The 24,066-nt window shown below is 66.8% G+C and carries 20 protein-coding genes; 12 read left to right on the top strand and 8 right to left on the bottom strand.

Going from position 1 to position 24,066, the window contains the following annotated elements; genetic code table 11:
* Positions 1-19 precede the first annotated feature (19 nt).
* The 3 genes from G6N36_RS22800 (at position 20) to G6N36_RS29445 (ending at position 2,943) form a co-directional block, all read left to right on the top strand.
* Positions 20-1,966, top strand: coding sequence for a fumarate reductase/succinate dehydrogenase flavoprotein subunit (locus tag G6N36_RS22800; protein ID WP_163689079.1), 1,947 nt, complete (start codon positions 20-22; stop codon positions 1,964-1,966).
* Entirely contained in the window at positions 1,966-2,718 is a 753-nt protein-coding gene (locus tag G6N36_RS22795; RefSeq protein ID WP_163689078.1) for a succinate dehydrogenase/fumarate reductase iron-sulfur subunit, read from the top strand. The genes G6N36_RS22800 and G6N36_RS22795 overlap by 1 nt, the downstream gene beginning before the upstream one ends.
* 63 nt (positions 2,719-2,781) lie before the next feature.
* A complete protein-coding gene (locus tag G6N36_RS29445; RefSeq protein WP_170311137.1) occupies positions 2,782-2,943 on the top strand; it encodes a hypothetical protein in 162 nt (53 codons plus the stop codon).
* A gap of 13 nt (positions 2,944-2,956) precedes the next feature.
* On the opposite strand, the gene G6N36_RS22790 is transcribed toward G6N36_RS29445, so the two are convergent.
* Both G6N36_RS22790 and G6N36_RS22785 read right to left on the bottom strand, forming a co-directional pair.
* Complete coding sequence (locus tag G6N36_RS22790) at positions 2,957-3,442, bottom strand: flavin reductase family protein (RefSeq protein WP_163689077.1); 486 nt, start codon at positions 3,440-3,442, stop codon at positions 2,957-2,959.
* Between the two features lie 20 nt (positions 3,443-3,462).
* The gene (locus G6N36_RS22785) at positions 3,463-4,545 is read right to left on the bottom strand and encodes an NAD(P)H-dependent amine dehydrogenase family protein (RefSeq protein WP_163689076.1); all 1,083 of its coding nucleotides are present in this window, start codon (positions 4,543-4,545) and stop codon (positions 3,463-3,465) included.
* Between the two features lie 238 nt (positions 4,546-4,783).
* On the opposite strand from G6N36_RS22785, the gene G6N36_RS22780 reads away from it, so the two are divergent.
* Positions 4,784-6,619, top strand: a complete 1,836-nt coding sequence (locus G6N36_RS22780) for an acyl-CoA dehydrogenase (protein WP_163689075.1) — start codon at positions 4,784-4,786, stop codon at positions 6,617-6,619.
* A 224-nt stretch (positions 6,620-6,843) separates the two neighbouring features.
* Here the strand turns inward: G6N36_RS22780 and G6N36_RS22775 are convergent, their stop codons facing one another.
* Positions 6,844-7,785, bottom strand: a complete 942-nt coding sequence (locus G6N36_RS22775) for a TIGR03564 family F420-dependent LLM class oxidoreductase (RefSeq protein WP_372512305.1) — start codon at positions 7,783-7,785, stop codon at positions 6,844-6,846.
* A gap of 30 nt (positions 7,786-7,815) precedes the next feature.
* Here G6N36_RS22775 and G6N36_RS22770 point away from each other — a divergent pair, with 30 nt between their 5' ends.
* On the top strand, positions 7,816-8,937 hold the full coding sequence (locus G6N36_RS22770) for a TDT family transporter (RefSeq protein WP_163689074.1): 1,122 nt from the start codon (positions 7,816-7,818) through the stop codon (positions 8,935-8,937).
* Positions 8,938-9,122: 185 nt separating this feature from the next.
* Here G6N36_RS22770 and G6N36_RS22765 read toward each other — a convergent pair whose 3' ends face one another.
* Complete coding sequence (locus G6N36_RS22765; protein WP_163689073.1) at positions 9,123-10,421, bottom strand: acetyl-CoA C-acetyltransferase; 1,299 nt, start codon at positions 10,419-10,421, stop codon at positions 9,123-9,125.
* Between the two features lie 47 nt (positions 10,422-10,468).
* Here G6N36_RS22765 and G6N36_RS22760 point away from each other — a divergent pair, with 47 nt between their 5' ends.
* Positions 10,469-11,824 carry a 3-oxoacyl-ACP reductase gene (locus tag G6N36_RS22760; protein ID WP_163689072.1) on the top strand — a complete coding sequence of 452 codons (1,356 nt, stop codon included), beginning with the start codon at positions 10,469-10,471 and terminating at the stop codon, positions 11,822-11,824.
* A 5-nt stretch (positions 11,825-11,829) separates the two neighbouring features.
* Complete coding sequence (locus tag G6N36_RS22755; RefSeq protein WP_163690832.1) at positions 11,830-12,654, top strand: MaoC/PaaZ C-terminal domain-containing protein; 825 nt, start codon at positions 11,830-11,832, stop codon at positions 12,652-12,654.
* Between the two features lie 18 nt (positions 12,655-12,672).
* Here G6N36_RS22755 and G6N36_RS22750 read toward each other — a convergent pair whose 3' ends face one another.
* Genes G6N36_RS22750 through G6N36_RS22740 form a run of 3 tightly spaced genes read right to left on the bottom strand, consistent with a single transcriptional unit; the run spans position 12,673 to position 14,677 of the window.
* Positions 12,673-13,296: a TetR/AcrR family transcriptional regulator gene (locus tag G6N36_RS22750; RefSeq protein WP_163689071.1), complete on the bottom strand. Its 624-nt coding sequence runs from the start codon at positions 13,294-13,296 to the stop codon at positions 12,673-12,675.
* 59 nt (positions 13,297-13,355) lie between these two features.
* On the bottom strand, positions 13,356-14,528 hold the full coding sequence (locus G6N36_RS22745; RefSeq protein ID WP_163689070.1) for a glycoside hydrolase family 3 N-terminal domain-containing protein: 1,173 nt from the start codon (positions 14,526-14,528) through the stop codon (positions 13,356-13,358).
* Between the two features lie 11 nt (positions 14,529-14,539).
* Positions 14,540-14,677 (bottom strand): hypothetical protein, encoded by a 138-nt coding sequence (locus G6N36_RS22740; RefSeq protein WP_163689069.1) that lies wholly within the window; start codon positions 14,675-14,677, stop codon positions 14,540-14,542.
* A gap of 23 nt (positions 14,678-14,700) precedes the next feature.
* On the opposite strand from G6N36_RS22740, the gene G6N36_RS22735 reads away from it, so the two are divergent.
* The 4 genes from G6N36_RS22735 to G6N36_RS22720 are packed head-to-tail and all read left to right on the top strand — an operon-like array spanning position 14,701 to position 21,541.
* Positions 14,701-14,874, top strand: coding sequence for a DUF2613 domain-containing protein (locus G6N36_RS22735; protein ID WP_083128208.1), 174 nt, complete (start codon positions 14,701-14,703; stop codon positions 14,872-14,874).
* Entirely contained in the window at positions 14,852-19,093 is a 4,242-nt protein-coding gene (locus tag G6N36_RS22730) for a DUF3367 domain-containing protein (RefSeq protein WP_179964847.1), read from the top strand. Before G6N36_RS22735 ends, G6N36_RS22730 begins: the two co-directional genes overlap by 23 nt.
* Positions 19,094-19,103: 10 nt before the next feature.
* A complete protein-coding gene (locus G6N36_RS22725; RefSeq protein ID WP_163689068.1) occupies positions 19,104-20,075 on the top strand; it encodes a phosphotriesterase family protein in 972 nt (323 codons plus the stop codon).
* Positions 20,075-21,541, top strand: a complete 1,467-nt coding sequence (locus G6N36_RS22720; RefSeq protein WP_179964846.1) for an AMP-binding protein — start codon at positions 20,075-20,077, stop codon at positions 21,539-21,541. Before G6N36_RS22725 ends, G6N36_RS22720 begins: the two co-directional genes overlap by 1 nt.
* Here the strand turns inward: G6N36_RS22720 and G6N36_RS22715 are convergent.
* Positions 21,507-22,628 (bottom strand): acyltransferase family protein, encoded by a 1,122-nt coding sequence (locus tag G6N36_RS22715; RefSeq protein WP_235690315.1) that lies wholly within the window; start codon positions 22,626-22,628, stop codon positions 21,507-21,509. The genes G6N36_RS22720 and G6N36_RS22715 overlap by 35 nt on opposite strands.
* A 232-nt stretch (positions 22,629-22,860) precedes the next feature.
* Here G6N36_RS22715 and G6N36_RS22710 point away from each other — a divergent pair, with 232 nt between their 5' ends.
* Entirely contained in the window at positions 22,861-24,057 is a 1,197-nt protein-coding gene (locus G6N36_RS22710) for a cell envelope lipid trafficking protein PgfA (RefSeq protein ID WP_163689067.1), read from the top strand.
* The last annotated feature ends 9 nt before the right edge of the window (positions 24,058-24,066 follow it).

Here is a 24,066-nt window from a genome sequence, read left to right as displayed (position 1 = left end):
GATTTAGTGAGGATTATCAATGACGGAGCCTGAGGCTCTTCGCGCAAGCGGCTCATCGCCGGTCGAACGGCACGAGTACGACGTGGTCGTGATCGGTGCCGGCGGCGCGGGTTTGCGTGCTGTCATCGAGGCGCGGGAGCGCGGCCTGAGGGTCGCGGTGGTCACCAAGTCGTTGTTCGGTAAAGCGCACACCGTGATGGCCGAGGGCGGCTGCGCCGCCGCGATGGGCAACGCGAACCCGAAGGACAACTGGCAGGTCCACTTCCGCGACACCATGCGTGGCGGGAAATTCCTGAACAACTGGCGCATGGCCGAGTTGCACGCCAAGGAGGCGCCGGACCGCGTGTGGGAGCTGGAGACCTACGGCGCGCTCTTCGACCGCACCAAGGACGGCCGGATCAGCCAGCGCAACTTCGGCGGCCACACCTACCCGCGACTGGCCCACGTCGGCGACCGCACCGGCCTCGAGATCATCCGCACCCTGCAGCAGAAGATCGTCTCGCTGCAGCAGGAGGACAAGGCCGAGTTCGGCGACTACGAGGCCCGTATCAAGGTCTTCCACGAGTGCACGATCACCGACCTGGTCAAGGACGGTGACCGCATCGCGGGGGCGTTCGGCTACTGGCGTGAGAGCGGCAACTTCATCCTCTTCGAGGCCCCCGCCGTGGTGCTGGCCACCGGCGGCATCGGCAAGTCCTACAAGGTGACGTCGAACTCGTGGGAGTACACCGGCGACGGGCACGCGTTGGCGCTGCGCGCCGGCGCGACCCTGATCAACATGGAGTTCGTCCAGTTCCACCCGACCGGCATGGTCTGGCCGCCCAGCGTGAAGGGCATCCTGGTCACCGAGGGCGTGCGCGGCGACGGCGGAGTGCTGAAGAACTCCGAGGGCAACCGGTTCATGTTCGATTACATCCCGCCGGTCTTCAAGGGGCAGTACGCCGAGTCCATCGAGGAAGCCGACCAATGGCTCAAGGACAACGACTCCGCGCGACGCACCCCTGACCTGCTTCCGCGCGACGAGGTGGCCCGCGCCATCAACTCCGAGGTCAAGGCGGACCGCGGCACCCCGCACGGCGGGGTTTACCTCGACATCGCGTCGCGTCTGCCGGCCGAGGAGATCAAGCGCCGACTGCCGTCGATGTACCACCAGTTCATGGAACTCGCCGAGGTCGACATCACCAAGGAGCCCATGGAGGTCGGGCCTACCTGCCACTACGTGATGGGTGGCGTCGAAGTCGATCCCGACACCGGCGCGGCCAAGACGCCCGGCTTGTTCGCCGCGGGCGAGTGCGCCGGCGGCATGCACGGGTCCAACCGGCTCGGCGGCAACTCGCTGTCGGACCTGCTGGTGTTCGGCAGACGGGCCGGAATGGGCGCCGCCGACTACGTCCGCGCGCTTTCCGATCGGCCCACAGTGTCCGAGACAGCCCTCGACGACGCAGCCAAGCTGGCGCTCGCGCCGTTCGAGGGTCCGTCCAACGGCGATGCCGCGGAGAATCCGTACACCATCCAGCTCGATCTGCAGGACTCGATGAACACCCTGGTCGGCATCATCCGCAAGGCCGACGAGGTGTCCGAGGCCATCGAGAAGCTCAAGGAGCTGCGGGAGCGTTACAAGCGGATCCGCGTCGAGGGCGGCCGGCACTTCAATCCCGGCTGGCACCTTGCCGTCGACCTGCGCAACATGCTGATCGTCAGCGAGTGCATCGCGATGGCCGCGCTGGAGCGTACCGAGAGCCGCGGCGGGCACACTCGCGACGACCATCCGTCCATGGACGCCGCGTGGCGCAAGACGCTGCTGGTGTGCCGCGCCGACGGTGACGTGGTCGTGCCGGACATCACCATCACCCGCGAGGACCAGGTCCCGATGCGCGAAGACCTGCTCGAGCTCATCGAGGTCGAAGAGCTGGAGAAGTACTTCACGCCCGAGGAACTCGCCAACCATTCGGCAAGGAGAGCCTGATGAGCTACCAAGCGAAGATGAGGGTGTGGCGCGGCGACGAAGCCGGCGGCGACCTGCAGGACTACACCGTCGAGGTCAACGAGGGTGAGGTGGTGCTCGATATCATCCATCGCCTGCAGCAGACGCAGACCGGCGATCTGGCCGTGCGGTGGAACTGCAAGGCGGGCAAGTGCGGGTCCTGCTCGGCCGAGATCAACGGGCGGCCGCGGCTGATGTGCATGACGCGGATGTCGACGTTCTCAGAGACCGAGACCATCACCGTCACCCCGCTGCGCGCCTTCCCGGTGATCCGCGACCTCGTCACCGACGTGTCCTTCAATTACGAGAAGGCCAGAGAAATCCCGTCGTTCACGCCGCCCAAGGACCTGCAGCCCGGCGAATACCGGATGATGCAGGAGGACGTGAACCGGTCACAGGAGTTCCGCAAGTGCATCGAGTGCTTCCTGTGCCAGAACACCTGTCACGTGGTGCGCGACCACGAGGAGAACAAGAAGGCCTTCTCGGGTCCGCGGTATCTGATGCGGCAGACCGAGCTCGACATGCACCCGCTGGACACCCAGCCGAACCGTGCGGTGCAGGCGCAGGAAGATAACGGCCTGGGCTTCTGCAACATCACCAAGTGCTGCACCGAGGTGTGCCCCGAACACATCAAGATCACCGACAACGCGCTGATCCCGATGAAGGAGCGCGCGGCCGATCGCAAGTACGACCCGGTGGTGTGGCTGGGGAACAAGCTGTTCCGGCGGAACTGATTCATGACTGCTCCCGCGGGTAGCCTCTAGTCGAGCGGCCAATCATCGACGAAAGGCAGCGCTATGAGTCTGCGGGAGCCCCACAGCATCAACGACATCCGTAACGCGATTCGTGAATTGAGCAGTCGCGCCGCATTGGCCCGCAAGGAGGGCCGCACCGGCGACGCCGAGGAGATCGAAGCGCGTATCGACGGCTATCGCGAGGAACTGGCAGCCCGCCCCTGACCGGCGGCGGGCGTTACGCGCCCAGACGACGGAATGTGCTGCGGTGGAACACGATCGGTGGCACGTCGTCGTGCACCGTGATGGACCGGACCGCCAAGATGACGATCGTGTGATCGCCGGCTGGGACCAGTTGCTCGATCGAGCTCTCCAGCCACACGCTGGTGCCCCCGACGAAGACGGCGCCGGACTCCCGCGAATGCGTTTCCAGGCCGGCGAACCGGTCGCCGGTCTTGGCGGCCAGCGCGCGCGCGGCGGCGTCGTGTGATTCGCCGAGCAAGCTGATCCCCAGATGGGGCAGGTCCTTGAGCTTGGGCCAGGTCTCCGAGCAGTTCTGCACGCAGAAGGACACCAGCGGCGGGTCGAGAGACACCGGCACGAAAGTGCTCGCCGCCAAACCCACCCGGACACCGTCGACCTCGGCGGCGATCGCGATGACACCGGACGGGAAATGCCCGAAGGCCTCTCGCAAAGATGTGGGGCTGAGATCGTGTTCGCTCATCGCCTCCATCTTCACACGTATCAGTCGGCCCAGCGCCGGGCTTCCACCTCAGCGGGACGCGCCGTTTGCATCGGCACGTCGAGACCGTCGTAGATCCCGGGTTTCTGCGTCGACAACCAGTCCAGCGCGCCGAGCAGCCGGTTGGCCGCGGTGGTGTTGCCACCGTCGGCGCGCGTGCCACCTGGCACGTCGGCGCGACTGGTGATGGTGAGCTCGGGGTCTCCGTGCACGATCACCCGGTGGTCGCCCACTCCCTGGTCGGGATACGGCCAGTCAGGTGCGCAGGATTCGTGGATGCGGGTGATGTGGTCGATGACGATTCGCTCGCGACCGCCCGACTTTCCGATCACCTTGAGCCAGAACGCGCCCTGAGTGCCCTTTTCGAACCGGCCCATCACGGTGTCGACGGACTCCTCCAACGGACGCCGCTCGATCTCCTCGGTGATTTCGTCGAGTTCCAGTCCGAGCCCGCGCGCGATGAGCCGAAGGTTGCCGCCCCACACCATGGTCGGGATGGACGGCAGCAGCATCATCGGCACCTCGTCCATGGATGCGCCAAACCCGCACAACACCTTGACGGCATGCGGCTGGTTGTAGGTGGAGTAGTCGAAGATCTCCTGACAGTGGATCGACTGGATCCGCGTGCACAACCCCGCGGCGATGACGGCCAGCGCATCATTGCCCCAGCCGGGGTCGACACCGCTGACGAGCAGGGTTGCCCCACCCTCCTCGGCGGCCTGGTTCAGGCGGTCAACCCACTCCTGCGGCGCCGAGCGCGGGTCGTAGAGCGAATAGAGCGACGGCGTGACGACGTGCGAACCGGCGCGCAGACACCGTTCGATGTCGGCGATCGCTTCGTCGGGGCGGATGTCGCCGGACGCCATGTAGGCCACCGCGTCACAGTCCGCGAGGACCGCGTCGACATCGGTGGAGGCCGGGACGCCCGTCGGCTGGTCCAGGTTGGCGAAGGTAGCTGCATCCTTGCCCGCCTTGTCCGGCGAAGACGTGATGACGCCCGTCAGTTTCAACCCGGGAAACGCCACCGCGCTCCGGATCGACGTAGCCCCCATATTGCCTGTTCCCCATACCGCGACTCGAAGCACGCGTCCACCCTATCGGGCGGCTCCGTGACGAGATTCACAGTGATCGCAAACGCCCCGAAAACCGGTCGCCAACTGCCTATTCAGGGTCCCGACCAACCACCGGGTTGCTTAGGTCGTGGAAATTGCTCTCGGCTGCTTTGTGTTGAAGTTACCGGGCGGTATAGTTCGGAGCAGTTACTGGTGGGTAACTTAGCCAAAAGTACCCAACCACAGGCGGCACTCTCGACGAGGAGGAACAGTGAGCCACTACAAGAGCAACGTACGTGACCAGGAATTCAATCTTTTCGAGGTCTTCGGACTCGACAAGGTTCTCGGTGACGGCGATTACACGGACATCGACGCCGACACGGCGCGCGAGATGCTCGGCGAGATGGCGAAGCTGGCCGCGGGGCCCGTCGCGGAATCTTTCGCTGACGCCGACCGCAACCCGCCGGTGTTCGATCCCAAGACGCACACGGTGACGCTGCCGGAGTCCTTCAAGAAGTCGATGCGCGTGCTGCTCGACGGCGGCTGGGACAAGGTCGGCGTGCTCGAGGAACTCGGCGGCATGCCGATGCCCCGTGCGCTGCAGTGGGCCCTGATCGAGCACATCCTCGGCGCCAACCCGGCGGCCTACATGTATGCGATGGGCTCGGGCATGGCCGAGATCTTCTACAAGAACGGCACCGACGAGCAGAAGAAGTGGGCCGTGCTGGCCGCCGAGCGCAATTGGGGCGCCACCATGGTGCTGACCGAGCCCGACGCGGGCTCCGACGTCGGCGCCGGCCGCACCAAGGCCGTGCAGCAGGCCGACGGCACCTGGCACATCGACGGCGTCAAGCGCTTCATCACGTCCGGCGATTCCGATGACCTGTTCGAGAACATCATGCATCTGGTGCTGGCCCGCCCCGAGGGCGCCGGCCCGGGCACCAAGGGTCTGTCGCTGTTCTTCGTGCCGAAGTTCCATTTCGATCCCGAGACCGGTGAGCCCGGCGAGCGCAACGGCGTCTACGTCACCAACGTCGAGCACAAGATGGGCCTGAAGGTTTCGGCCACCTGTGAGCTCTCGCTGGGTCAGCACGACAAGCCCGCGGTCGGCTGGCTTGTCGGCGAGGTGCACGATGGCATCGCGCAGATGTTCGACGTCATCGAGCAGGCCCGAATGATGGTGGGCACCAAGGCCATTGCGACGCTGTCGACCGGCTACCTCAACGCCCTGGAGTACGCCAAGGAGCGCGTGCAGGGTGCCGACATGACGCAGATGACCGACAAGACGGCACCGCGCGTCACGATCACGCACCACCCCGATGTGCGTCGTTCGCTGATGACCCAGAAGGCATACGCCGAGGGCCTGCGCGCGCTGTACCTGTTCACCGCGACCTACCAGGACGCCGCGGTGGCCAAGACCGTGCATGACGTCGACGCCGATCTGGCCGTCAAGGTCAACGACCTGATGCTGCCGATCGTCAAGGGTGTGGGCTCTGAGCAGGCATACGCCAAGCTCACCGAAAGCCTGCAGACCTTCGGTGGTTCGGGCTTCCTGCAGGACTACCCGATCGAGCAGTACATCCGCGACGCCAAGATCGACTCGCTGTACGAGGGCACCACGGCCATCCAGGCGCAGGACTTCTTCTTCCGCAAGATCGTCCGCGACAAGGGTGTGGCGCTGGCTCATGTGGCCGGACAGATCGAGCAGTTCGTCAAGAACGAGTCCGGAAACGGGCGGCTGAAGGCCGAGCGTGCACTGCTGGCCACTGCGCTGGAAGACGTGCAGGCGATGGCGGCGACGCTCACCGGTTATCTGATGGCAGCGCAGGAGAACCCGGCCGAGCTGTACAAGGTCGGACTCGGTTCGGTGCGCTTCCTGATGAGCGTCGGCGATCTGGTGATCGGCTGGCTGCTTGCCAAGCAGGCCGCGGTGGCCATCGAGGCGCTGGACAACGGCGCAACGGATGCCGATCGCGCATTCTACGAAGGCAAGATCGGCGTGGCCTCGTTCTTCGCGAAGAACTTCCTGCCGCTGCTGACCAGCACCCGCCAGGTCGTCGAGCACCTCGACAACGACGTGATGGAACTCGACGAAGCTTCGTTCTAGGCGGTCCAGCCCTCACCGCCGCTTCAGATCAAAAGGCCCCCGGACTCTTCCCGGGGGCCTTTTGCGGTTCATGTCATGGGGGCGGGTTCGGGAGGACTGTGGGTGCGTCACATTGGTCTCGCGCGTCCGGTTTTCAACCCTTACCGGCACTTCGGATTAGTCACTCCCGAACCCGTCGTGCGATCGATCGTACGCTTGTGACCGCAGTCACACCAGGGCGATTTTCAACCCCTTTCGTCCCTGGTTCGCAGCAGTGCGCGGGTGCGCGCACGTCCCTCCGGTGAAGCGTCGAAGATCGATGCGGTGAACTCGTCGACACCCGCTGCGCTCAGTTCGTCGAGGCGCTGCGACACGGTTTCCTCGTCGCCGATGATCGCGGCATCCTCGGGTCCGCCATATCCTTCGCGGTCGAGCATCGCGCGGTAGGACGGCAGCGAACCGTAGATCGCGAACTCCTCCGCGGCCTGCCTACGCGCCCCGTCGACGTCGTCGGTCACGCTCATCGGCAGTGACGCGGCCACCCGCACCGCCGACTCGGGGCGGCCCGCCTCGGCCGCCGCACCGCGCAGTGTCGGCACGACATGTTCGGCAAGGGTCTTCGGTCCGGTCATCCAGGTGAGCGTCCCGGCCGTGCGCCGTCCCGCCAGCCGCAGCATCTGCGGACCGAGCGCGGCGAGGTATACGTACGGTGCCGGTGCGCCGGGAATCTGCAACGACCCGCGCGTCGTCCAGAATTCGCCGGTCGAATCCGCGGGCTGCCCCGCCAACAGCGGCTGCAGGCAGTCGAGATACTCACGCATCTGACGCACCGCCCTGTCCCACGAGATTCCCCACACTCCTTCGGTCACCATGCGATGGCTCATGCCGATACCGAGCGAGAACCGGCCTCCGCCGACGAGGCTGAGCGTGAGAGCGCGTTGGGCCAGTTGCATGGGGTGCTGCACCTGGATGGGTATGACGGCCGAGCCCACGTCGATGCCGTCGACCTCGCGCAGCGCGATACCGAGCGCGATGGGCAGGTCGACGTCATAGGGAAGCTGAGCCATCCAGACCCTGCGGAAGCCCTCGTCGCGTAGCTTGGCGAGGTTGCTCACCAGCGAGTCGACGGGAGACGGGCCTGCGGTGTTCAGTCCGACGATGGAAAGGCTGATGTCCATACCCGTCATCGAAGCACGCGAATGCGAACATACTTGCCGATGACGACCGAACTGGCTCGACTCCAACACTTCGGCCCCAACTGGTTCGCGTCGGTGATGGGCACGGGCATCGTCGCCACCGCAGGTGCCACGCTGCCGATCCACATTCCCGGGCTGCACGTGTTCACGCGCGTCGTTTGGGTGGCGGCAGCGGTACTGCTCGTGGTGCTCATCATCGCGGTGACGGTGCAACGTATTCGGCATCCGTCGGCCTCGCGCAGCCACGCCCGCAACCCTCAGATGGCGCACTTCTACGGCGCCGCTCCGATGGCATTGCTGACCGTCGGATCGGGCGCCTTGCTGATCGGCAAGGACCTGATCGGCGAGCGCGTCGCCGTGGACCTGGCGTGGGTGTTGTGGACGGCGGGCACCATCGGCGGGTTGTTCACCGCCGCGACCATCCCGTTCCTGATGTTCACGCAGATCAACGTCGAACCGGACGCGGCCTTCGGCGGCTGGCTCATGCCCGTCGTGCCGCCGATGGTGTCCGCGGCGGCAGGCGCGCTGCTGATCCCCCACATGGCCGAAGGCAGCGGCCGCACCACGATGCTGTACGGCTGCTACGCGATGTTCGGGCTGTCACTCGTCGCCGCGCTGATCATCATCTCGATGATCTGGAGCCGCCTCGCCCTCTACGGCACATCGGGAACCACCCGGGTGCCGACGCTGTGGATCGTGCTCGGCCCACTTGGTCAGGGCATCACCGCCGCGGGCCTGCTCGGTGCGAATGCGGCGTTGGCCGTCCCGCCGGAACTGGCCGACGGGATGAACGTGTTCGCGGTGTTGTTCGGTGTGCCCGTGTGGGGCTTCGCGGTGCTGTGGATCGTGCTGGCCACCGAGCTCACCGTCCGCACGCTGCGGCGTGGGATGCCATTCGCTCTGACGTGGTGGAGCCTGACGTTCCCCGTGGGCACGTTCGTCACCGGAACGACACAGCTGGCCAACCACACCGGACTGCCCGCGTTCCGGGTGGCCGCCGCGATCGCCTACCTCGCCTTGCTGGGGACGTGGGGCTTGGTCGCGGTGCAGACAGCCCGCGGAAGCCTCGGCGGAGGCCTGTTCACTCCACCTCCGGCCGCCGGGCCGATCAAGGCCAAAAAGGATCCGCCGCCCGGCGCCTAGGCCCGGCGAACGTTGGTTACCCGCACGCTCTAAGCCTGTCGGACGTGCCACAAGCCCACACTCGCGGGAGAAAAGGATTAAGAGCCCCGTGCTGACGTCGGGTCGGGGGGTCAGACGCCAACACGGAGCTATCCGGTGTATCGACGGCTCCCACCGAGCCGTTACACGCTTTACCGAAATACTTCTCAGGCCTCGAGAATCGCCGCCACGCCCTGGCCGCCGGCTGCGCAGATCGAGATCAAGCCACGGACCGGACCGCCCGTCTGGTTCTTCTTTTCGGCCAATTGCTTGGCCAGCTGCGCAACGATCCGACCGCCGGTCGCGGCGAACGGATGGCCCGCTGCCAGCGACGATCCGTTGACGTTGAGCTTCGACCTGTCGATGCTCCCCAACGCCTGGTCGAGACCGAGCCGCTCCTTGCAGTACTCCTCGGACTCCCACGCCGCCAGTGTGGCGAGGACCACAGAGGCGAACGCCTCGTGAATCTCGTAGAAGTCGAAGTCGCCAAGGCTCAGGCCGTTTCGCGCCAGCAGCCGAGGCACCCCATAGGTGGGCGCCATCAACAGGCCGTCATCGCCGTTGACGTAGTCGACCGCCGCGGCCTCGCCGTCGACGAAATACGCCAGCGGCTCGATTCCGCGAGCGGACGCCCACTCCTCGGTGCCCAGCAGCGCCACCGAGGCGCCATCGGTCAGCGGGGTCGAGTTGCCTGCCGTCATAGTCGCGTCGCCGGCCTTCACGCCGAACACGGGCTTGAGCTTGGCCAGCTTCTCGGCCGACGAATCGGCGCGCAGATTGTTGTCGCGGTAGACACCGAGGAATCCGGTGACGAGGTCGTCGAAGAATCCGCGATCGTAGGCGGCGGACATGTTCCGGTGGCTGGCCGCCGCCAGCTCGTCCTGATCGACGCGCTTGACGCCCATTTTCTTCGCGGTGATCGCGGCGTGCTCACCCATCGACAGCCCCGTGCGCGGCTCGCTGTTGACCGGGATCTCCACACCGAGCGATGCGGGTAGCTTGCCGACCAGCTTGAGCCGGTCGACGTTGGACTTCGAGCGTCGCAACCCGAGCAGGACGCGCCGCAAGTCATCGCCGAACGCGATCGGAGCGTCGGAGGCGGTGTCAACGCCCCCTGCCGCCGCCACCTCGTAGCGGCCCGCGGCGACGCCGTCGGCGGCGGCGATGGTGGCCTGCAATCCCGTCCCGCAGGCCTGCTGAATGTCGAACGCCGGGGTGTAGGCCGACAACGAGCTGCCCAGGACGCACTCGCGCATCAGGTTGAAGTCGCGGCTGTGCTTGAGCACCGCGCCGCCGATGACGGCTCCCAGCGTTTCGCCTGCCAGGTTGTAGCGGTCGATCAGGCCGTCCAGCGCGGCGGTGAACATGTCCTGGTTGGACGCGTTGGCGTACGCACCGTCCGAGCGGGCGAAGGGAATTCTGTTGCCACCGAGAATCGCGACCCGTCGACGGGTATCACTAGCCATGAGACCCATAGTACCCACCCTTCTTACTCTGGAGTAAGTTCGTCCCCATGGCTACCGATCTGTACTCGCAACTCGTCCACTCGACGCCCGGATCGTTCCTCGCCAAGCAGCTGGGCATCCCGCAGCCCGAAACGCTGCGCCGCTACAAGGCAGGCGACGCACCACTGGCAGGCACGCTGCTGATCGGCGGTGAGGGCCGGGTGGTCGAACCGCTGCGGACCGCGCTGTCCGAGGACTACGAGGTCGTCTCCAACAACCTCGGCGGCCGCTGGGCCGACTCGTTCGGCGGGCTGGTGTACGACGCCACCGGCATCACCGCACCCGTCGATCTCAAGGGCTTGTACGAATTCTTCACCCCCTTGCTGCGCAACCTCGGGCCGTCGGGACGCGTCGTCGTCATCGGGACCACCCCAGACGAGGCCGGCAGCGTGTCCGAACGCATCGCGCAGCGCGCGCTCGAGGGGTTCACGCGGTCGCTCGGCAAGGAGATGCGGCGCGGCGCCACTGTGAACCTCGTGTACCTGGCGGCCGGCGCGAAGCCCGCCGCGACCGGCCTCGAGTCGACGCTGCGGTTCCTGCTCTCGGGAAAGTCCGCCTATGTGGACGGGCAGGTGTTCCGGGTCGGTGCCGACGATTCGGCGCCGCCCGCTGACTGGGATCGCCCGCTCGACGGCAAGATCGCCTTGGTCACCGGCGCGGCGCGCGGTATCGGTGCCACGATCGCCGAGGTGTTCGCCCGTGACGGTGCCAGCGTGATCGTCGTCGACGTCGAGGGCGCCCACGACGATCTCGGAAAGGTCGCATCGAAGGTAGGCGCGACCGCGCTCACGCTCGACGTCACGGCCGACGACGCGGTGGACCGCATTGCCGAACACCTGCGCGAGCACTACCACGGCTCGCGCCTCGACATCCTCGTCAACAATGCGGGCATTACCCGCGACAAGCTCCTCGCCAACATGGACGAAGCCCGCTGGGACGCGGTCGTGGCCGTCAATCTCCTTGCGCCGCTTCGCCTTACCGAAGGCTTGGTGGACAACGGGACGATCGGCGAGGGTGGCAGGGTCGTCGGGTTGTCGTCGATGGCCGGCATCGCAGGCAACCGAGGCCAGACGAACTACGCCGCCACGAAGGCGGGCATGATCGGGCTGACCGACGCGCTGTCCGCCGAGTATGCCGACAAGGGCATCACCGTCAACGCCGTCGCGCCCGGCTTCATCGAAACCAAGATGACCGAGGCCATCCCGCTGGCGACGCGCGAGGTAGGACGCCGGCTCAACTCGCTGTATCAGGGCGGCCAGCCGGTCGACGTCGCCGAGACCATCGCCTACTTCGCCAGCCCCGCATCGAATGCCGTCACGGGCAACACGATCCGGGTATGCGGCCAGGCCATGCTGGGGGCGTGAGCGCGATGAACAACATGCTCCGCGCGGCCGTGGGTGCGCTGCCCTTCATTCCGCGCGACGAGTCGCTGCCGGACCGTACCCTGACCGTCGAGGATCTGCCGATCGACAGCGCGAACGTGGCGGCCTACGCCGCGGTGACCGGGCTGCGATTCGGCGACACCGTGCCGCTGACCTATCCGTTCGCGCTGACGTTTCCGACCGTCATGTCGTTGGTCACCGGCTTCGACTTCCCGTTCGCCGCCTTGGGTTCGGTGCACATCGAGAACCACATCACGCAGCACCGCCCGATCGCGGTGACCGACTCCGTGTCGGTGCGCGTGCACGCCGAGAACCTGCGTGAGCACCGCCGCGGCCTGCTCGTCGACATCATCACCGAGGTGAACGTCGGCAACGAGACGGCGTGGCATCAGGTGACGACCTTCCTGCATCAGCAGAAGACCAGCCTCTCCGACGAGCCGAAGCCGCCGCCACAGAAGCAACCGAAGTTGGGTCCCCCGAACGCGGTGCTGCGCATCACGCCGGGCCAGATCAGGCACTACGCATCCGTCGGCGGGGACCACAACCCGATTCACACCAACCCGATCGCCGCCAAGCTGTTCGGTTTCCCGGCGGTGATCGCACACGGAATGTTCAGTGCTGCGGCGGTTCTGGCCAATATCGAGGGCCAACTGCCGGACGCGGTGAAATATTCGGTGCGGTTCGTCAAGCCGGTGGTGCTGCCTGCGCGGGCAAACCTCTACGTCGAGCGCGGCACCGACGGCTGGGAGCTGGCGCTGCGGCACGCCGCCAAGGGCGATCCCCATCTGTTGGGTTCGGTGACAGCGCTCTAGGGATCGTGCCGTTGACGCCTAGCTGGCGGTGATCGCCGTCGCGTCCTTGTCGGACTGCTTGCCCTTCAGGCCACGCCAGAACAGGTTGATCATCAGTTCCGCGGCTTCGTCCACGGAGGCGTCGCCGGTGCTGACGCGCGCGGCCACGGCCTCTCCCGCCCCCACCAGCGCGACGGCCATCATGTCGAAGTCGGTGTCCGGCTCGGGATTGCGCGTGCCCGCCCGTAGCAGTCGGCCGACCAGGTCGATGATCCGCTCGCGGCCCTCGCGCACGGTGTGGGCGAACGCCTGCGAACTGGTGGCCTGGTTGTAAAGCACCATCCACGACGCCCGGTTGGTGTCGATGTAGGTGAGAAACGCCAGAACAGCGTTGCGCAGCAGGTCTTTCGGGCTCTGCGTGAAATCGATCTTGTCGCGCACGTCTTCGACGAATCGGGACAGCTCGCGGTTCAGGCACGCACCGAACAGCTCCTCTTTGGAGCCGTAGTACAGGTACAGCATGGGTTTGGAGATCTTGGCTTCGGCGGCGATGGCATCCATCGACGTCTCGTGGTAACCGTTCACCGAGAAAATCTGCACGGCGGCGTCGAGCATTTGTTGCTCACGCACCGCGCGTGGCAACCGCTTGGTCCCACCTGCCATTACTCAAGAGTAAGCAATGAGCGGACTCTGGGGGTCAGCAGCTCGACTCCTGCCAAATATCAGCAGCGCGGGTTGGGACCTTTGACCGCAGCCATCCGCAGCACCGACGCGTCGACCTGAGGCATCGACAGCTCGCCCGTCGAGACCGCCTTTTCCAACCGGTCCAGCACGGCAGGCACCTCGCCCGTCGTCACCCACAACGCGGTGTCGGCGCCGGCCTGCAATCCGCGCAGCGCCGCCTCGGCGACCCCGAAGCGATCCGAGATCGCCCGCATCGACGACAGGTCATCGGTGAAGACGGGTCCGTTGAACGGCGGGCCGCCGTAGTCGCCGGAGCGCAGCAGCGCGTACGCACTCGGGCTCAGGCTGGCCGGTTCGTTGCCGGTGAGTCCGGGAACCTGCATGTGGCCGACCATCACGCCGACCGGCAGCTGTGTGTTCAGCGTGCGATACGGAACCAGGTCTGCGTTCTGCAGATCACCAATCGGAGGCGCGGTGACACTGCCGGTGTGGGAGTCCCCGGACCCGTTCCCGTGCCCCGGGAAGTGCTTGAGCACCGGCAGCATTCCGGCGTCGCGCAGGCCGCGCGCGTAAGCGCCGGCGTAGTCGGTGACCACGGCGGGGTCCGATCCGAAGGAGCGGTCGCCGATGACGGTGTCGTCCGGAGCATTCGAGATATCCACCACCGGTGCGAAGTCGATGGTGATGCCCTTGCTTCGCATCGCCTGACCACGTTGCAGCGCAATGGCATACACCTGCTCGGGCGTTTGGGTCCGCGCCAGCTCTCGTGCCGACGGTTGGGTGCCGATCACCGAAGACAGCCGCGAAACCCGGCCACCCTCTTCGTCGACGCTCACCGCCAGCGGCAGCGGCGCCGCCGAGTTCGCGATGTCGACCAGCGAGCCGTCGTTGACCATCGACAGGTCGGTCCAGCTGCCGATCATGATCCCGCCGACGTGCTGGCTCTCGACCACGGCTCGCGCGTCGGCCGCGTTGGTGACGCCGACCATCAACAGCTGCGCGAGCTTGTCGCGGGTCGAGATCTGCGACAGCAGCTCCGGCCCCTGGCCGCACGCCGGGGCCGGGACCAGCACCGGCGCCTGCGGCACCGCGGTCGCCGCCATCTCCGGATGCGGGACCTCCTGATCCGCCGCCGTCGAGCACGCGGACACGAGCACGGGCAACGCCACCGCGGCGCACAGCCCGCGCAACCCCGAACCAATTGAAACCATGGGCCCCGACCCTAGTAGGAAACGAAGCCGCGTTCGATCCCCCGGTCCCGCAGCTTGTCGAACTGACGGGGACCGATGTACTCGTAGCCGTTCGGATATAGGTGGTCCCACCCGTTGAAGACCAGCTCACCGCTCGGCGGGCACGGCATACTTCGTCTGCTACTTTGGCCGGATGGATCGGTTTCTCGTGCCCGCCGCGGCCAGCATCGTTGTCGGCCTGCTGCTGGGTGCGGCTGCCGTATTCGGGGTCACGCTGATGGTGCAACAGGACAGCAAGCCGCCGCTGCAGGCAGGCGATCCGGCGTCGTCGGTGCTCAACAGGGTTGAGTACGGCGACCGAAGTTAATTTCGCGCCCCTGTCGCGACGCTGGCTGTGGGTGGTCGCTGCGGCGGCGCTGGTTCTGTCGTCCGCGCAGTCACCCGGGCAGATCTCTCCTGACACGAAGCTCGATCTGACCGCGAACCCCCTGCGGTTCCTGTCCCGCGCGTTCGATCTCTGGAACAGCGAGCTGCCGTTCGGCCAGGCCCAGAACCAGGCCTACGGCTATCTGTTCCCGCACGGCGCGTTCTTCCTGGCCGGCGACGTGCTCGGACTGCCGGGGTGGGTGGTCCAGCGGCTGTGGTGGGCGCTGCTGCTGGTCGTCGGATTCTGGGGCCTCCTCCGTGTCGCCGAAGCGCTCGGCATAGGCAGCACCACCTCCCGCGTGATCGCGGCAGTCGCGTTCGCGCTGTCTCCTCGGGTCCTGACCACCATCGGTGCGATCTCGTCGGAGACGCTGCCCATGATGCTGGCGCCCTGGGTGCTGCTGCCGGTGATTCTGGCCCTGCGGGGCACGGGCGCTGTCCGGGTGCTGGCTGCGCGGTCGGCGGTGGCCATCGCGTTGATGGGCGCGGTCAACGCCGTCGCGACGCTGACCGCCTGCCTGGTCGCCGCGATCTGGCTGGTCTGCCACAAACCGAACCGGTTGTGGTGGCGCTTCACCGGTTGGTGGGCACTGTGCATCGTGCTCGCGGTGACGTGGTGGGTGGTCGCGCTCGCGTTGCTCGGCCGGATCAGCCCGCCGTTCCTCGACTTCATCGAATCCTCCGGTGTGACGACGCGGTGGATGTCGCTGACCGAGATGCTGCGCGGCACGGACGTGTGGACCCCGTTCGTCGCGCCGAACGCGACAGCGGGCGCCTCGCTGGTGACGGGTTCGGTGGCGGTGCTCGCGACGACGCTGGTTGCCGCTGCCGGTCTGGCGGGGCTGGCGATGCGGTCCATGCCAGCCCGCGGACGTCTGGTCGCCATCCTGCTCGCCGGTGTCACGGTGCTGGCGCTCGGATATTCGGGCGGGCTGGGATCACCTATGGCCCATGCGGTTCAAGCCTTCCTCGATGCGGACGGCACTCCGCTGCGCAACATCCACAAACTCGAACCGCTGCTGCGGCTGCCGATCGCGCTCGGTCTGGCGCACCTGCTTGGCCGCATCCCGTTGCCGGGCAGCGCACCGCGCGCGGTGTGGCGGGATGCGTTCGCCCACCCCGAACGCGACAAGCGGGTGGCGGTTGGCGTCGTCGTACTGGTGGCGGTGATGGCCGCGACGTCACTGGCCTGGACAGGTCGGCTCACTCCACCGGGGGCGTTCGACGCGATCCCGCAGTACTGGCACGACACCGCCGACTGGCTCGACGAGCACAACGATTCGGGGCGTGTGCTGGTGGCGCCGGGCGCCCCGTTCGCCACCCAGGTGTGGGGCAGCAGCCACGACGAACCGCTGCAGGTGCTGGGCGACAGCGCGTGGGGAGTGCGGGACTCGATCCCCTTGACGCCGCCGGAGACCATTCGCGCCCTGGACTCCGTCCAACGGCTGTTCGCGGCAGGCAGACCGTCCCCTGGATTGGCGGATACCCTTGCCCGGCAAGGTATCTCGTATGTCGTGGTGCGCAATGATCTCGACCCGGAGACGTCGCGATCGGCTCGACCGATCCTGGTGCACCGCGCAATCGACGGGTCCCCGGGCCTGCAGCGCGTCGCCGAGTTCGGCGATCCGGTCGGGCCCGGCACCCTGCCTGGTTTCATCACCGACAGCGGTCTGCGACCGCGCTATCCCGCCGTGGAGATCTACCGGGTCAACCCGGCCACGCCCGCGACTCCGGTGACGCCCTACCTCGCCGACACCGATGCGATGGCGCGCGTCGACGGCGCACCCGAGGTCCTGCTGCGCCTCGACGAGCGTCGCCGCCTCCTTGGGCAGCCACCGCTGGGGCCCATGCTGCTGACGGCGGATGCGCAGCAGGCCGGTCTGTCCGTGCCTGCGGGGTCCGGTGTCGTCGTCACCGACACCCCGCTCGCGCGGGAAACCGACTACGGCCGCGTGGACGACCACTCGTCGGCGATCCGCACTCCCGACGATCCGCGCAACACCTTCAACCGCGTGATGGACTATCCGACCCCGGGCGCCGAGACGGTCTACGGACAGTGGTCCGGCGGCCGGGTTTCGGTGTCCAGTTCGGCGTCGGATTCGACCGCTCTTCCCAACGTGGCACCCGCAACCGGACCGGCCGCCGCCGTCGACGCCGACTCGTCGACCAGCTGGGTGTCCAACGCGTTGCAGTCCGCAATCGGACAGTGGCTTCAGGTCGACTTCGATCATCCGGTCACCAACGCCACCATCACGGTCACCCCGAGCGCCACCGCGGTCGGCTCGCAGGTACGCCGCATCGAGATATCGACCGTCAACGGCACCAGCACATTGCGCTTCGACGAAGCGGGTAAGCCGTTGACCGTGGGGCTGCCGTACGGCGAGTCGCCGTGGGTGCGCATCACCGCCGTCGCCACCGAGGACGGGTCGCCCGGCGTCCAGTTCGGCATCACCGATTTCACCGTGACCCAATACGACGCGAACGGGTTCGCCCACCCCGTCGACCTGCGCCACACGGTGGTCGTACCGGGGCCACCCACGGATTCGGCTGTGGCGCAATGGGATCTGGGTTCAGAACTGCTGGGCAGGTCGGGCTGTGCGCAGAGCCCCGACGGCATTCGGTGCGCTGCGACCATGGCTCTGTCACCGGAGGAACCGGTGAATCTGAGCCGCACACTGACGGTGCCGGAGCCGATGGCCGTGACGCCGACCGTATGGGTGCGAGCACGTCAGGGTCCCAACCTCGCCGACCTGGTGCGGGCACCCGGCACTGCGATCGCCACCGGAGACGCGGACCCGATCGACGTGCTCGGTTCCGCGTACGCCGCCGCGGACGGCGACCCGGATACGGCGTGGACCGCGCGCCAAGGCGTCGTACAACAAAAGTCGCCGCCCACCTTGACGCTGAGATTGCCCAGCCGCCGCGAGGTGGCCGCCGTCCGGGTGACGCCCAGTTCGTCCGAGCTGCCTGCACATCCGACGCTGGTGGCCGTCGACCTCGGCGATGGACCGCAGGTACGCAGGCTGGTCGGCGACGCCGGCGCGCAGACCCTTGACCTCAAAGCCCGCGTGACCGACACGGTGAAGGTGTCGATCCTCGACTGGGACGACATCATCGACCGCACGGCGCTCGGATTCGATCAGCTCAAGCCCCCCGGGTTGGCCGAGGTGACGGCCCTGGACGCGCGGGGCGCCCCGATCGCGGCGGCCGACGCCGAACGCAACCGCGCGCGGATGATCGAACTACCCTGCGGCCGCGGCCCGATCATCGGTGTAGCCGGTCAGTTCGTCCAGACGTCGATCAGCACGACGGTCGGTGCGCTGCTCGACGGCGAGCCGGTGACGGCGCAGCCGTGCCAGGCCGGACCGATCCGGCTACCCGCCGGTCAGCAGGAGCTGCTGATCAGCCCCGGCGCCGCGTTCACCGCCGACGGCGTCCAGCTCGACGGCCCGCTGGCGAATCGGATTCGTTCGGCGACAACGGTTCCCGCGCACATCGGCGAGTGGAGCGCCGATCATCGCGAGGTCAATGTGCCGGCGTCGAACACGTCGCGGGTGTTGGTCGTCCCGGAAAGCGTTAACCCCGGGTGGATCGCGCACCGCACCGACGGCACCGCGCTGACACCGGTCAAGGTCAATGGCTGGCAGCAGGGCTGGGTGCTGCCGCCGGGCACCGAAGGACCCGTCACACTCACGTTTCCGTCGAATGCCCCGTACCGGGCCGGGCTGATCGGCGGTCTCGCCCTGCTGCCGGTGCTGGCGCTGCTGGCCTTCGTACCGGCGCGCCGTCGCACCGAACCGGACGAACCCGCGCGGGTGTGGCGGCCGGGTAGGTGGCCGACGACTGCCGCGGTCCTTGCGGTCGGAGCGCTGATCTCCGGGGTCGCGGGCGTCATCGTCGTCGGCATCGCCGTGGGTTTGCGGTATTTGCTGCGCAACCGCGAACGCCTCCGCGACACCGTCACGGTCACGACGACCGCCGGCGGGCTCATCCTGGCGGGGGCCGTCCTGAGCCAGTACCCCTGGCGATCGGTGGACGGATACGTCGGCCACTCGGTAGGGGTGCAGCTGCTTGCTCTCGTCTCGGTGGCGATGCTGGCCGCTTCCGTCGTGCCCGACGATCGCACCCGTTTCACAGCCACGGACACCACCGAGCCCTAGCATCGGCTATGTGCCGCAGCTGAATACCGCCCGGGGCGAGATCACCACGACCGACCTGGGGGTCACGCTCATGCACGAACACGTTTTCGTGCTGTCTCCAGAGATCCACCACAATTTCCCCGAAGTCTGGGGCGATGAGGCCAAGCGTCAGGCCGACGCGGTCACGCGACTCAATGAACTCAAGGCGCGGGGTGTCGACACCATTGTGGACCTCACCGTCATCGGGCTCGGTCGATACATTCCGCGCATCGCGCAGATCGCCGAGCAGACCGACCTCAACATCGTCGTGGCGACCGGCGTCTACACCTACAACGACGTGCCGATGTTCTTCCACTTCAGCGGACCCGAAACCCCGCTGGGCGAGCCGATGGTCGACATGTTCGTCAGCGACATCGAGAACGGTATTGCGGGCACCGGCATCAAAGCGGCCATCCTGAAGTGCGCCACCGACGAACCGGGAGTGACGCCCGGAGTGGAGCGGGTATTGCGCGCGGTGGCGCAGGCGCACCGACGCACGGGTGTGCCGATCTCGACGCACACGCACGCGGCGACCCGTCGCGGTCTCGAGCAGCAGCGGATCTTCGCCGAAGAGGGCGTAGACCTGTCCCGCGTGGTCATCGGCCACTCCGGCGATTCCACCGACCTCGGTTACCTCACCGAGCTCGTCGAGGCGGGCTCCTACATCGGGATGGACCGGTTCGGCGTCGACGTCTTCCTCGGTTTCGAGGAGCGCGTCAACACCGTGGCGCAGATGTGCGAGCGCGGCCATGCCGACAAGATGGTGCTCTCCCATGACGCTGCGTGCCTCATGGACTGGCTACCGGAGGACATGGTGCCGGTAGTGATGCCGAACTGGCATTACCTGCACATCCACAACGACGTGGTCCCGGCGCTGAAAGAGCGCGGCGTCACCGACGAACAACTCACCACGATGTTCGTCGACAATCCGCGCCGGATCTTCGAAGCCCAGGGCGCCTACTGATGGCTGACGTTCCACCCATCCCCACCCAGTTCTCCACGCTCGCCGAATCAGAACCGGACGCCCCTGCGATCACCTGCGCAGGCCGCACGATCACGCGCCGCGAGCTCGACGCGTCGACCAACCGGCTCGCTCGCGCCTACGGCGAACTCGGTGTCGGACAGGGCGATTACGTCACGATCGTGCTGCCGAACTCCATCGAGTTCGTCCAGGCTGTGCTGGCCATCTGGAAGCTGGGCGGAATCCCACAGCCGCTTTCGGCGCTGATGCCCGATGCCGAGTTGGCCGCCCTCTTGGAGCTGCGGCCACCGAAGCTCATCGTCGGTCGCAATGATCCGAACGGGGTATCGCGAAGCGTCGCAGCGGATTTCACACCGGATGCGGCACTCTCCGACGAAGCTCTTCCAGAGATCGTCTCGCCCGTGCTCAAAGCCATGGCCTCGGGCGGCAGCACCGGAAGACCGAAACTCATCGAGGCGGGTATCGACAGCCGTTTCTCACCGCTGGCCGGGTACGTGATGGGTTCGGCGGACGGTGATGTCAACCTGATGTCGGTGCCGCTGACCCACAACACCGGTTTCACGACGATGGCGATCGGGCTCGTGCAGGGTCATCACCTCGTGGTGATGCCGCGGTTCGATGCGCACGAATTCCTGCGGCTGGTCACCGAGCACCGCGTCAGCTTCCTCTCCACAGTTCCCACGATCATGCAGCGCCTGCTCCCGGTATACCGCGCGAATCCCGACTCCTACGACCTGTCCTCGATCCGGCGGCTGTGGCACGTGGCCGCGCCGTGTCCACCGTCGGTCAAACAGGCGTGGATCGACATCCTCGGACCGGACGCAGTATGGGAACTGTACGGCGGCACCGAATTACAGGCGCTGACGTTCATCTCCGGCGACCAGTGGCTGACCCATCCGGGGTCGGTCGGCGTGGTGGTCGCCGGCGAGATGAAGGTGCTCGACGACGACGGGAACGAGTGCCCGCCCGGCGAGACCGGCGAGATCTACATGCGGCGCTCGCCTGGAACCTCGCCGACGTACCGCTACATCGGCGCCACCGCGAAACAACGCGACGGCTGGGATTCGCTGGGCGATCTCGGCTATTTCGACGAGGACGGCTTCCTGTATCTGAACGACCGCCGCGTGGACATGTTCACCGTCGGCGGCCGCAACGTCTACCCCGCGGAGATCGAGTCGGCGCTGTCGGCACACCCGAATGTGTTGTCCTGTCTGGTGGTTGGCATACCGCATGAGGATCTGGGGCAGGTGCCGCATGCGATCGTGCAGGCCGACGGACTCGACGAGGCGACGGTCATCGAGTTCCTGTCGGACCGTCTGGACGGCTACAAGCTGCCCCGCGAAGTGGAGTTCAGCGATACCCCGCTGCGTGACGATGCGGGTAAGGCGCGCCGGTCCGCGGTACGCGACGAGGTCATCGCGCGATTGCAGGCTCCGTCACATCGGTGACCGAGCTGTCAAGGGGTGTTGGATCGTTTCGTCTCTCCCAGCGCCGCAACGCGTTTCGGCACGGTGACTCGACCAGCGCGTAGCTCACGGCCGCGATGGCGAATCCGAACACCACCGTCAGCAAGAGCACGATCGGCATGTGCCCGTTGAAGGCGAACTCGCCGATGACCGGGAACACCATCGCCAGCGCCGCGAGGTGCCAGACGAACAGACCGTAGGACCATCGGCCGAGCGTCACCATCGTCGGGCTGCCCAGCAAGCGGTGTGAGGTGTCGGGCCGGTCCAGCACCAGCGGGGCGATCAAGGCGGCGGCGACGACCGCACCCATCGCGGTCTTCACGATGAACTGGCTCACCGTGCCCGGCGTCAGCCCCTCGGGACCGGCGATCGGTGACGCGGCCACCGCGAACGCGACGACCGCGATGCCTGCCATCAGCACGCGTCTCCTGGCCAGCCGGTGCGCCCACCCGACGGGCGTCACGGTCAACTCGGCCAGCAGCATGCCTGCCGCGAACCAGGAGAAGAACGCCGGCGGCCAGTTCAGCGGGTTGACGCCGTAGGGCGCGGAGACCGGGCTGGCCCCAACCAGCACAGCCCAGGCGAAGCTGGCCACCGCCGTCGCCGCGATGACGGGGATTCGGGTCCGCACCGGCAGGCGTCGCGCCAGCAGCGCCAGGAACGGCAGCGCAAGGTAGAACGCCACTTCCACCGACAGGCTCCACATCTGGGTGAGACCGGCGGTCAGCGTCAGCGGCACATATATCTGGGTGAGCGTCAGGTTGGCCAGCCACACCGTCAGGTCGGCCTTGGCCTCCGGCAGCAACGTGAGGATCACCACGACCGCAACCAGATAGCCGGGCATGATGCGCACGATCCGTGATCGCAGGTAGTGCCCCGTCGGCGGCTTCGGTCGCAGACCGCGGGCCGCGGCGGCGTGACCGCGCCACAACAGGAAGCCCGAGAGCGCGAAGAACACCGCGACCGCGAGGTCGAATCTGCCGAAGAACCGGCCGGTGACCCCGCCGGTGTGACCGGTCTGGAAAGCCACGTGGGTCACGACGACGCCGACCGCCGCGCAGGCCCGCATGCCCTCGACGGCGGGCAGGAATCCGCGCGTTCCGCCGACGGCGTCTTCGGCGCCGCCGGAGTCACTGCTGGAATCCGTCACGACAAACAGTGTGCCGGGAGGAGGGAAAGCCGCTGAATACGGGTACTCGGGCGGCTCAAGGTTGGCTGCACTCGGAGTAAACATCCAACTTAACTTGTGCTGTTAGGGTCGAACGGGTTTGCGGGACTCCCGCAGGTGAAGGAGGCACGGTTTGAACCGCGCAGTGGCGCTCCGTATCGCGGCTTGCGGCATTATGGGGCTGGGCGCTGGCTTGTTGATCGCCGCGCTCTTGCTGTCGACCTATACCCTCGGGAAGATCGCGAAGGTTCCGCTGAACCTGGACGCGACACTGATCAGTGATGGCACCGGGACGGCGTTCGATCCGGCCTCGCTGAACCGGGAGAAGTTCGTCATCGACCGTGATGTCCCGCTGGCGCTGCAGGAGCAGGTCTCCGTCGAGGCACCGTCGAACGCGGACGTGGTGACACTGCAGGTCGGCAGCACCCTGCGCCGCACCGACAAGCAGCAGGACGAGGGCCTGCTGCTCGCGATGGTCGACACCGTCACGATCAACCGCGAGACGGCCGAAGCGGTCTCGAGTGAGAGCAACCCCGGCGGTGCGGTCCAGAAGCCGCGTGCCATCGACGACGACCAGCCGCCCACCAATATCGCGCTGCCGCACGAAGGGCTGACGTACCGGTTCCCGTTCGACACCGAAAAACGGACGTATTCCGTCTTCGACCCGATCGCGCAGAAGCCCTTCGACGCCAACTACGACGGCGAGGAAGACGTCAACGGGCTGACGACGTACCGGTTCAGCCAGAACGTCGGATACGACTCCGACGGCAAACTCGTCGAGCCGATCAAGTACTCGTCACTGCTCGACGACGACGCCGACAGCGAGGTCACCGCCTCCGCCGCGATGTGGGGTGTCCCCGGCGAACCCGACGAGCGGATCACGATGTCGCGCTATTACGCCGCGCAGCGCACGTTCTGGGTGGATCCGGTGTCGGGCACCATCGTCAAGAAAGAGGACCACGGCTACCACTACTACGCACGTGAGCCGCTCAAGCCCGAGGTGACCTTCGTCGACTTCAGGGTCGGCTACAACGAGGAGACCATAGAGTCCCAGGTCGCCAGTGCCAGAGAAGAGCGGGACCGGGTGGGGCTGTGGGGGCGCATCCTGCCGATCACGTTCATCGCCATCGGCCTGGTGTCGCTGGTCGGTGGTGCGCTGTTGGGATCATTCAGCCTGCGGGCCGAGTCCGCCCTCATCGACCCCGGACTCGACGAGGCCGATCACAGCTTCTTCGACACGCAGGGGATGAAGGTGCCGGGCGCCGAGGCCAAGACCGAGAAGCTGCCCGCGCAGAAGCCGACCGATCTGCCGCCGGACAGGCCGGTCTGACCGCGCCTT

The organism is Mycolicibacterium gadium (assembly GCF_010728925.1).
GTDB lineage: Bacteria > Actinomycetota > Actinomycetes > Mycobacteriales > Mycobacteriaceae > Mycobacterium > Mycobacterium gadium.
The sequence above is the reverse complement of the archived record's forward strand: the minus strand, read 5'-3'. Positions and strand labels throughout refer to the sequence as shown.